Source organism: Xenorhabdus griffiniae, from assembly GCF_015163655.1.
Taxonomy (GTDB): Bacteria; Pseudomonadota; Gammaproteobacteria; order Enterobacterales; family Enterobacteriaceae; genus Xenorhabdus; species Xenorhabdus griffiniae.
On the sequence record NZ_JADEUF010000034.1, the window covers coordinates 25,282 to 34,999 of the forward strand.

Sequence of the window (9,718 nt, forward strand, 5' to 3'; positions counted from 1 at the left end):
CGGGTTTGTTACTTTGGGGATTCTTAATGTACTGAATCCGTTATCTGACTGTTGGAGTTTTTTATGTTAACCCTCACTTTTTCTACATCGGTAAATGCAAAGCCATCTCATATTTGGTCCCATTATGTCGATTTTGACTTACGAAAAAAATGGGAAGTTGATCTTGAGTATCTTGAATTTGAAGGTGAAGTAAGAACAGGGCAATACGGCAAAATGGTATTGAGCGGTATGCCGGAAATCCGTTTCTATCTTGCAAATATTGAAATCAATAAAGAATTTACTGACCAGATCGACCTGCCACAGATGGGAGAGTTAACTTTCTGTCACCAAATTTTAACCGATGAAAATAACATGGCAAATGGCATTCAGGTGAGTGTTTCTTTTGAGCCTGAAAAACATCTTCCTGACGCCCAAGCAGTGAGTTTTTTTAAGCAAGTGACGCAAGACTTGGTCGAAACACTCTCAAGGCTTAAAGCTGTGGTTGAAAAAACTGAAACAGAACCCCCCATTTCTGTTGTTAAACCTAATCTTCAACTGATTTATGTCTCTGATATCGAACGTTCTACAGCCTTTTATTCAATTATTTTTAATGCTGAACCAGTTTTTTCCAGCCCGCGTTATGTCGCATTTACTGCGGGTAAAGAAGCTATTTTCGCTATTTGGAGTGGAGGAACAAAGCCAGACAACACCGCTCCGCGGTTTTCAGAAATAGGTATTATGTTGCCTACCTATGAAGAAGTTGATCGGCTTTTTGAACAATGGCAACAAAATCTCAATATTAATATTGAGCAGGAACCCTACACTGATGTTTTTGGCCGCACTTTTCTTGTAAAAGATCCCGATGGTCATATGATTCGGGTTTGTCCTTTGGATTAAGATAAGTGAAGAGAATAATGTCCTATGTTTGGTTTTAATCATCATATCCTTGACAGACAATCCCCTTGATAAAAGGTGACTGCTAATAGTCATTGCTACTATTAGCAGTCACCTATTTTGTTTGTGGAAGCTATTCTTCTGAATCACCTTCTCCTGGTGCGACTGTGCCTAAGCTCCTGGTGAAAAGTTTCGATTTCTGGTTTTGGGCAAGGCGACTGTATTCTATCGTGAGTGTTGCTGCATCATAACCATCTGCCGCGTCATACCCCATCAGTTTATCGGGCGCGATGGTAACTTTATAATAGCCATTTGTTATTTCTGTCGATTGTACAGGGTGATTTTCAACCACCACAATCGGTAAAGGGCGTGCTTTTTCTGGGTGGATATCGATATAGTGTGAGATATAGGCTTTAATCGTGATCATGTCACCTGGGGCGATGGTATGATTTGGATTATTGGAATCGGATAGCACCTGAACTTCAAGCCCTTTTGTGCCGATGCTGTTGATATTGACTGGATTATATATGCCAATATAGTTGCCGTACTGGTTATATACCTCTGGAGCAACCAAAGTCCTGTGTTCGTCATTGGCTCTTGGACCGTTAATACCACCGTTATCATAACTTATGTAAAATACTTTTACCATCCGCAGGATCTACTGTTATTCTAGCCATTATATTATCCTTTCAAAGTATAAATTTTATTCTTAACTGAAAACCATGTCCTATTAAGGTGATTTTCAGCAGATTTTTGCTTGTCTTAAAAACGACAGAAATTTATATATAGGACTATATTACGTTGAAACTAAAGCTGTAATTGTACTGAGCTTACAAGCAAAGATGACATTCAAGCGAATAGCAGTCAATACATATATATAAATAAAATTTATATATAGAAATTCTTTAATTATATTCTCTAATAAGCTATTTCAAACAACAAAATTGAGTAAAAAGAAAACAATATAACGCCCGATAGGTATTTCGCCATGATTACTCGTCCTGCGTAGGATGAGTGCATACTTGTAGGCCACAATAGTGCTCAATTCTTTGGTATAAGGTGAGGTTTGAGTTGGAAAACGCCAGTTATTCATAGCGGTCTTTGGTCTTCGTGGCGAGACTATCTTTACCAGAGCATCAAACACGATCGGTAATTGTAACTGAACTGTTTTCCATAAGTTAGGCTGATGTTTTGTTTGACAAGAAAATTAATTGTGTCTCAGGTATGTTTGTTTTTTAACTTGTTAATGATTACAGATAGCGTTCTTTTGCGGATAAATCCACTGGCTGGCCTAATTATAAACCAGTAAAAAGTGAATTTTTTCTTAACATTATCACTAGGGCAAAAAATAAATGTTTCGGTCACTAGTGAATGGTAGCCATTTAGATGTTCTCTGACTAAAAAGCGCAACACCAATTTAGCCGATTTATGATCATCAAAACTGATAAATGATGCTAGATCAGGTTGGTGTATAATACCTAAATCTGCTTGCCAAAATCTGCCCGTTAATCCCATTGATATTTCATGACTATTTTCATTAAGTGGGGTAAATGTTTTTAAGCCAAATTCTTGTTGGTTATTGTTTTTTATTCCTAATTTATTAAGTAAATAAGTTGGCACATTTCTCATTTTGGACAAAGTTTTAATAAATAAATCATCGGTCATTTCAAAGTCTTTTACAGCCTGGATTATTTCTTGCGCTGGTATCTTTATCGATTCTGATTCATGGATTTCATGAAAATGAAAGTAAGGGAGAAAAGGCGTTGGGTGTTTCCATGTCTTATATTCTTTATCATTGACTATTCCTAAAAATGTCATGGCTTATCTCCTATATTGTAATAAAGATGTGAGTTTTTGTTTTTCATAGAGTTACTGATAATGTAAATCAAAGTGCAATTGGTTTATCTTTGATATTGTTTTTGTCTGTTACTTTTATCCTTGTCTGTTATCAGTAATTGATACTGACATAACGACTCTATCCATATCATATTAAGAATTGACCGTTTAATGATAAATAAATATGCAGGATGGGCTATTTTATTTAAAATGTAAAGGGCTTAATGCTCAATGTAAGAAAGGTGAGTAATATGTCAATTTTAGCCATTATTAAATATAGCACCAGTGTGTGACTTCATGATTTTCGTGTTCTTCCCATTGCTTCTTTTCGGTATCCCAGTAGTCGTAACCTGCTCCGGAAATGGAACCAAAAGAAGCCCAAACAAGACAAAGGCGAATAAACACCTCATCATTCTCTGGCATTCTGTCCTGGACACTGACCCAAAGAATCCTCCGAGCTTTTTTGCTCTCATCTGTCTTTTTTAATAACCAATCTGCCCACTCGCGCCCGTCGTCAATCAGGTTGTGTAATTACAAAAGTCGATATATTGTGATAAGAATGATAGCTATGTCACGTAGCTTATTAGCTTTTTGCGAATAGTGAGAAACAGTGACGCAGTATTATCACAGGTTTACTGCTTCAGACATTTTACCTCGCTTCGACGGAGTTTTTGTTTTCTAATACCCAGTAAGAACTGAATTAAGATCTATGTAATAAATTTTATTTACAGTAAAAATCCTCAATGATAATGTCATTATCTAATTTCTCTTATCATAATTTTCTGCAAGGCCATTTAAGAACATTGAGGATAATGAATGAAGACAATAGGTATGCTGGAGGGAATGAGCTGGGAATCGACGGTTAGCTATTATCAAGCTGTTAATCGTGGAATCAAGGATAAATTAAAAGGCCTTCATTCTGCCAAAATATGCTTGTTTAGTGTGGATTTTGATGAAATTGAAAAACTACAACATTCTTCCCGTTGGAATGAAGCGGCTACGTTACTGGGTGCTGCGGCTAAATCTGTTGAGGCTGGTGGAGCTGATTTTTTGGTGATATGCACCAATACAATGCATAAGGTTGCTGATGATATAGAAGAATCTATTTCTATTCCCATACTTCATATCGCAGATGCAACCGCAGAAGTATTGATTGGTGACGGTATAAAGAAAGTGGGTTTATTGGGAACACGCTTCACAATGGAAGAAGATTTCTATAAGTCAAGATTAATTAATAAATTTGGTATTGAAGTCATTGTTCCAGACGAAGAACAAAGAGATTTAATTCATCGTGTAATTTATGATGAATTATGTGTTGGCAATATTCGACCAGATTCACGACACAGTTATTTGAATATCATTCAAGATCTTTATTCCAAAGGTGCGGAAGCCGTTATTTTAGGATGTACTGAAATTGGTTTGCTTGTGAGTCGATCTGATACAGATATTCCACTGTATGACACGACAGCTATACATGCTGAAAAAGCAGTGAAGATGGCACTAGAAAATTAAGCATCATCATCGAAGCCGAAATTACGGCCTTTTAACTACCAGTAGTCAACTCTGAGTTGACTACTCGAAACGGGGTCAGGCAGCGCCTTACATCATAGTGAAATCAGTGTGTTAGGTGGGGTTTTAAGCAACACCTCGGATCGGTATAGAGAACACTCAAACATGCTATATAAATCATATGGTTAACCTGATTTTCAGCGAAAAAGAGATCACTCCCATGCAAGATGAATTCGATGGTTTTATTCAACTACCGAGGATTTTCAGGTAGTTCAAAATCCCGCAAGTTTGCTGTTCGTGCCATCAATAAACGGTTGGGAGATAAATAGTGGGCAGAGGCATTCGTAATAGCAATCCCGGCAACATCCGCCACGGTGACAAATGGCAAGGATTGTGCAACAGGCAGGCAAATCATTCTGCCAGTTTATCGCACCGGAATGGGGGATACGGGCGATGAGCAAAATCCTGCGCAATTACGTGAAACTCTATGATGACAGGACCATATGCCAATTTATTTCCCGTTGGGCATCCCTGAATGCCCCGCGTCTGAAACCGTTTCCCCCTCCGGTGTGGACGGTTCAAGACCCGCCAGACTGGCGAAAGACGCTGAACAGGCTTATTACGTTTCCTCGGAGAACTCGAAACCCTTGAAGCCCAGTACCTCGGGCTGAGGGATTGGGCGAAGACTGAATGTCGGTGAGCCTCTGATTACTCAGAGGCTGGAGGTCGCTAGATTGCAGTGTGAGAGATATCACTGGAGCTATTTATAAGGAGACTTCCATTCCCCTGAAACGGGATCGTATACAGATGCAATGGTGTTGTCTGAGTATGAGTAACTTGGATATAGTGGGTTTTGGGGAGCCTGTTGTTGCGCAGGTTGCTGCTGTTGTAGTTGCCTGGGTGGTCGGCGTTGGCGAAATGCAGCATGCCGCGGTGCAATTGAAGGAGGTTGCCCCCGGTGTCTCATTGGACCACCAGCTTGGGGACGTGGGTTTTGCATAGGCGATGGAGAGCTACTAAGTTGAGCAGGTGACTCATTTGAACTAACGTATTGAGCTAGCCCCCCAGGTATCCATCCTGCCCTTTGTATTGGGGGTGAAGACTGAGGTGGAGATGGTGCAATGAATGGATTACTTCTGCCGGATGTTGAAGGCCTAGGTCGAGAAGGAGGGTTGGCAAGGTCAGGGAAAAACTCTGCAATATCAAAGTCATCGTAATCCTCTGGGGTTGGTGAAGTTGGTCTAGGTGGAATGGGAGACGGAGGCGGTGTATTCAAATGAGAATAACTAGGTTGAGAACCTCTTTGCGTTGGTGGGATATGACCGAAGCCCAATCGTGGATCTCTGGTAATGAGGCCTTCAATTAGAGGATTTTCCCAGCTAGGAGGTGGAACTTGAGTAATACAAGTTGCAATATGCCGATCATCCATCGAATTAACCAGTCGCTCAACCTGCGTAGAGGGAAAGTCAGATGTATCTGGTTGATTGCCTATTGATAAATAGGATTGAGAGCTTTGGGCATGCACGGATTGTTTATGCATTTTTAAGTCGCTATTTTGAGCAAAACTTTTTCCACAATCATTACAGTGAAAAGAACGTAATTTTTCATGTACACATTTTTTATGTCGTGTTAAGACGCTATTCTGAGCAAAGTCTTTTCCACAATCGGTACAGTGAAAAGGTTTTTGCCCTGTATGGGTTCGTTTATGCGCGTTTAAATGAAATGGTGTATCAAACGTTTTCAAACATCCGGGCCAGTTGCAAGAATATCGTCCAGGCATAACCACCTCCAACAATCAACAATGAACATCTTTACAACTACACCTAAACCCATCTTCACCCAATAACAAGCGAATAATGCTTAACAATTAGTTACCCCCTGACACTAAACCCAATATTTTTGTATCCATTCCCTGAGTGGCTACAGAAATAACCCATGCTGCCCCCGTCCCCATCGCGTATCCAACGCATACGGGCTGGTGGCATTTTTATTTTCACTGCGCATTCACAGCGCCATTCTTTCAACGTCGAATCCAATCACTTTGACATGAGCCTTCGAGGAAGTCAGTTATAGCTGGCGAGCTTCGACGGGCTGATTTCCTATGTGAACGAGGGTTCATTTCAAATGTAGGTAACACGTTATGAATAACATCATTCCATTTGAGTATAAGGGTCAAGAGAAGCTGCTAAAGGCAGCGGGGACAAGATCCACCAATACCTGAAACCGGAAGCCCGGGAACTGGTCACAGAACAACTGAAAGCGGTCACTATATTGGTCAACGGCTGCGTGGATTACAAAGACTTTGAGGCACTTTGCGTTCAGTCATTTGGCAAGCCGGGTGAACAAGGTTGCTTAATCCTGCCGGTAGAACGGGAATTCAGTTATTCAGTAATCAGGCATTAGTTCTTTTGCGTCGGGTTATCGCCGTCTGTCGGTATTAGCTATGACATGTCTCTTTGCCATCGAGCGTACCGACAGAATCAAAAATAACCCATGCCCTCGTGTAGCTACCACGGGTCATTATCAGCAACACCCGCTGTAGGCTGGATAATTGATTATCGAGTACCTTGAATTATCGAGGGCTAAAATGAAAGTAGAAAAATTGGTCATCATTGCCTAGGCATAAGATCTCGCCTTCTTTTTTATCTTTTACTTTGATATCAGCAACCAGTTCAGTTGCGACATATTGGCTGCCTACATAATCAGAAAAAACATTTAATTGTATGCTGTCATTATCAACGCTTGCTTGTCCCAGTATCGATAGCGCACCATCCGCCTGTACTTTCCTCATTTCTTTAATCCCATAATCCAAGCACCGCTTAGCATAATTATTTTCATGCTCAGTGACAGCTATTGCTTGTGGTGCAATGAGTATTGATGACAAGAGTAATAGAGGAGTGATTGGTCTCATGAAAATTGTTCCGTATGTAATTTTGACAAATGAAATAGTTATGTTAGCAGTATTTAAATAAAGGGGAAAACAATGATGATAATCCACCTTAATGAAGGTAGTAGCATTGCAGCCGAGAACTTTATTAACGGCGTTGCCCCTGGGTAGATTATATTGATCCAGTCTGGCTGCAACAATTTAATCCACATGATACAGGCGGTGAACTCGGATACCGAACTGGTACTGGCTGATAATGTCGCTGTCACCCTGAATAATACGCAATACCAGATTCAGGTTACCGTTCCTGATTCCGCCTCCGATGCCGTCTGGCATATTGTGGCCAACACCACCTACACACTCAATTCCTCCAGAACATGGACAAATGGATGTCACAGAGTGGTGTGGTTGATGTGACATTACCGAATGGACAGACCGTGTCATTGCAGGCGGCGATGTTGGATAAAAATAAAAAGGGTGCGGATATTCCAAACAAATCGGAATTTGTAAAAAACCTTGGTTTACAGGGAACGGCGGAGCTGGAAAAAAATGCAATACAAACAGGGCAATATGGGTTAGGCGGCATTGCACCAATAGCTAGCGATAATGATTTAAATGCCAAACGGCTGCCAACATCATTTTATCGTATGGGAGGTGGAACTGGTGGGCGGGATGGTGAGCAGGTATTTTGCTGCGGTATGATGAAAATATTGTATTTCATATTTGGCTGAGTGCGCAATGCACGGAACTACAGTTTGTTATGCAAATAGGTGATACCACTCGAGGTGGAACATAAACTTGGCATCGGTCATTATCAAATATCCGGTGTGCTGGGTTATAACGCTGACGGGGCATGGGGTGTACATGGTGGTATCTCGTCGCCGAAGAACAATAACGGGCTGGAACTCATCTACATTGATGACCAGGTGCAAAAGGACGGCTGCATCACCATCAAGACATTCCACCGTCAGCACACCCATTTACCTAGGCAGTTCCAGAACAAGCGGATAAAAGACATCGTGGACAGTGAAAAGGTCTACTATGCCGATGCTGAACCCTGCGACATCCCCGAAGGTTGCCGATTAGATGTCCGCGTCCAGATGCCGGAAGAGTCGGTGTGGAATTTGAGGCAGAAGGAGGCGGAGGTTGTCGCTGATATTGACCAGATTGAATAGGTGGCGTAAGGGAATGGTTAACCCGCAGAAGTTGCGGGTTATATTGTTGCTCGGTATTAAGCAGCTCTGACTATGTAATTGAATGCGATGTTGCGCGGGCGAGTTTCGTTCGCAACAGAAAATCCACCATAGACACTTGAGCTATAGGTTCTAAAATAATTACCATTCCACAAGCCAGCATTATTTCCGACTGGACGTTGTGTATTTTCTAGATCCAAAGCGAAATTATCCGCTTTATTATCGTCAAAAACAGTTGTGATCCCGTTTTCCTCCATGCCATCATCACCATTACTTGTTGGTAATGCATGAAAATGGTTCTGAAATGCAAAATTTTGGTGGCTAAGGAGAGAACGATTGGGATCAATCTTTCCGCTATCATCCCATCCCCGAATAAACTCCCCTCTCAAATCAGGTAGCACACCAGATGGATAAGCAAGGGCAAGTTTCGGGTATTTTGCTTTATCAAATGAATCACCATTACATATCAGCCAACCTTCTGGTGGGTTTTCTGTTGGCCAAGGCACAGGAACACCGACAGGCAATACCGATCCTTCTGCTAACCCAAGATTCTTAATAAACTCTTCTTTGTTAGGTATATCAGCTCCGTTCTGGTCTTTGGCTAGGCGAGTACTGGCATTTTCATTTGCATTACTGGCATTTTGAGTAGCTGTATTCGCTAAATCATAGGCTGTTTTTACTGCCTTTGGTGTTGCTGCCATAGTCTCGCTATCGCTACCAGCATCATTGCTCAGGACAACAAATCCTTTATCTTGCAGTGTTGCATCTGGGTGATTGCGGCTTTGAGCATGTTCCTCAATGGCATCTTTGACATATTCCGGAGTTGGAACGACAACAAGGCCATCATCTTCTAAGACTTGTGTTTCAGGCTTTTTATCTTGAATACTCATGGTTATTCCCTCATTTAATCAACAATACACATTGCTAAGTAACATGAAGGCGGTGAGATACTACTCCGCCATTGAACATCAATGAAATTGGTTCATCAATACTGGAGAGTACGGCTTAATTAATATTTGATAGGTAGCATGTTTTGATGGCAGGATGACATAAAATGACAGATGATGAATTAATCAAATTTATCAGGTGACTGATGAAACTTAGCATACTAAAAGCGGGATTTCCTGTCTTAACCCATCACTCACCGATCGCTTTATTCGTGACGCGTCACGATAAATAAAGACCATTGATTCTTCAGTTTCAAACGGAGGCAGTGAATTAACTATAGGGATTCCTTCAGTTTAAGGAGTCACTTTACTGAGCATGAGGGCTATGGGACTTATTTGGAAAATTTCTTTTCATCCTCACCTATACCAATCGTCATTGAAGATGCTTGATTTTTTATCCTAATCCGATCATGCTTGCGACCATGAAAATTCATCTGACACCAGAACAAAAACGCGCCCTTGAATTGATGCAT

The 9,718-nt window shown here is 41.0% G+C and carries 12 protein-coding genes; 6 read left to right on the plus strand and 6 right to left on the minus strand.

The genetic code is table 11. The features are described from left to right. Positions 1-63 precede the first annotated feature (63 nt). Positions 64-876, plus strand: coding sequence for a VOC family protein (locus tag IQ211_RS19505; RefSeq protein ID WP_223281727.1), 813 nt, complete (start codon positions 64-66; stop codon positions 874-876). 130 nt (positions 877-1,006) lie between these two features. Here IQ211_RS19505 and IQ211_RS07745 read toward each other — a convergent pair whose 3' ends face one another. The 3 genes from IQ211_RS07745 to IQ211_RS19510 form a co-directional block, all read right to left on the minus strand. Further along, on the minus strand, positions 1,007-1,522 hold the full coding sequence (locus IQ211_RS07745) for a hypothetical protein (RefSeq protein WP_189759977.1): 516 nt from the start codon (positions 1,520-1,522) through the stop codon (positions 1,007-1,009). A 569-nt stretch (positions 1,523-2,091) separates the two neighbouring features. After that, positions 2,092-2,691: a hypothetical protein gene (locus IQ211_RS07750; protein WP_193836341.1), complete on the minus strand. Its 600-nt coding sequence runs from the start codon at positions 2,689-2,691 to the stop codon at positions 2,092-2,094. 288 nt (positions 2,692-2,979) lie between these two features. Then, a complete protein-coding gene (locus IQ211_RS19510) occupies positions 2,980-3,231 on the minus strand; it encodes a DUF551 domain-containing protein (protein ID WP_223281867.1) in 252 nt (83 codons plus the stop codon). 294 nt (positions 3,232-3,525) lie between these two features. Here IQ211_RS19510 and IQ211_RS07760 point away from each other — a divergent pair, with 294 nt between their 5' ends. The 3 genes from IQ211_RS07760 to IQ211_RS19855 all read left to right on the plus strand — a co-directional run bounded on the left by IQ211_RS07760 (position 3,526) and on the right by IQ211_RS19855 (position 5,220). Further along, positions 3,526-4,221, plus strand: a complete 696-nt coding sequence (locus tag IQ211_RS07760; protein ID WP_189761136.1) for an aspartate/glutamate racemase family protein — start codon at positions 3,526-3,528, stop codon at positions 4,219-4,221. A gap of 378 nt (positions 4,222-4,599) precedes the next feature. Continuing rightward, complete coding sequence (locus IQ211_RS19515; protein WP_189761135.1) at positions 4,600-4,869, plus strand: lysis system o-spanin lipoprotein Rz1; 270 nt, start codon at positions 4,600-4,602, stop codon at positions 4,867-4,869. Between the two features lie 90 nt (positions 4,870-4,959). Continuing rightward, entirely contained in the window at positions 4,960-5,220 is a 261-nt protein-coding gene (locus IQ211_RS19855; protein ID WP_193836344.1) for a hypothetical protein, read from the plus strand. Between the two features lie 1,570 nt (positions 5,221-6,790). Here IQ211_RS19855 and IQ211_RS07780 read toward each other — a convergent pair. Both IQ211_RS07780 and IQ211_RS19860 read right to left on the minus strand, forming a co-directional pair. Further along, positions 6,791-7,129: a hypothetical protein gene (locus IQ211_RS07780; RefSeq protein WP_189761133.1), complete on the minus strand. Its 339-nt coding sequence runs from the start codon at positions 7,127-7,129 to the stop codon at positions 6,791-6,793. 177 nt (positions 7,130-7,306) lie between these two features. Continuing rightward, positions 7,307-7,441 carry a hypothetical protein gene (locus tag IQ211_RS19860; protein WP_265575759.1) on the minus strand — a complete coding sequence of 45 codons (135 nt, stop codon included), beginning with the start codon at positions 7,439-7,441 and terminating at the stop codon, positions 7,307-7,309. 53 nt (positions 7,442-7,494) lie between these two features. Between IQ211_RS19860 and IQ211_RS07785 the strand changes: the two genes are divergently transcribed. Beyond that, positions 7,495-7,836 (plus strand): hypothetical protein, encoded by a 342-nt coding sequence (locus IQ211_RS07785; RefSeq protein WP_193836342.1) that lies wholly within the window; start codon positions 7,495-7,497, stop codon positions 7,834-7,836. A gap of 54 nt (positions 7,837-7,890) precedes the next feature. Then, positions 7,891-8,280 carry a phage tail fiber protein gene (locus IQ211_RS07790; protein ID WP_193836343.1) on the plus strand — a complete coding sequence of 130 codons (390 nt, stop codon included), beginning with the start codon at positions 7,891-7,893 and terminating at the stop codon, positions 8,278-8,280. Positions 8,281-8,336: 56 nt separating this feature from the next. Here IQ211_RS07790 and IQ211_RS07795 read toward each other — a convergent pair whose 3' ends face one another. Further along, the gene (locus tag IQ211_RS07795) at positions 8,337-9,188 is read right to left on the minus strand and encodes a phage tail protein (protein ID WP_189761130.1); all 852 of its coding nucleotides are present in this window, start codon (positions 9,186-9,188) and stop codon (positions 8,337-8,339) included. Positions 9,189-9,718 lie beyond the last annotated feature (530 nt).

Coding starts and splice junctions, on each gene's coding strand:
- IQ211_RS19505 (WP_223281727.1), top strand. CDS start 64: ATGTTAACCCTCACTTTTTCTACATCGGTAAATGCAAAGCCATCTCAT.
- IQ211_RS07745 (WP_189759977.1), bottom strand. CDS start 1,522: ATGGTAAAAGTATTTTACATAAGTTATGATAACGGTGGTATTAACGGT.
- IQ211_RS07750 (WP_193836341.1), bottom strand. CDS start 2,691: ATGACATTTTTAGGAATAGTCAATGATAAAGAATATAAGACATGGAAA.
- IQ211_RS07760 (WP_189761136.1), top strand. CDS start 3,526: ATGAAGACAATAGGTATGCTGGAGGGAATGAGCTGGGAATCGACGGTT.
- IQ211_RS19515 (WP_189761135.1), top strand. CDS start 4,600: ATGGCAAGGATTGTGCAACAGGCAGGCAAATCATTCTGCCAGTTTATC.
- IQ211_RS07780 (WP_189761133.1), bottom strand. CDS start 7,129: ATGAGACCAATCACTCCTCTATTACTCTTGTCATCAATACTCATTGCA.
- IQ211_RS19860 (WP_265575759.1), bottom strand. CDS start 7,441: ATGCCAGACGGCATCGGAGGCGGAATCAGGAACGGTAACCTGAATCTG.
- IQ211_RS07785 (WP_193836342.1), top strand. CDS start 7,495: ATGTCACAGAGTGGTGTGGTTGATGTGACATTACCGAATGGACAGACC.
- IQ211_RS07795 (WP_189761130.1), bottom strand. CDS start 9,188: ATGAGTATTCAAGATAAAAAGCCTGAAACACAAGTCTTAGAAGATGAT.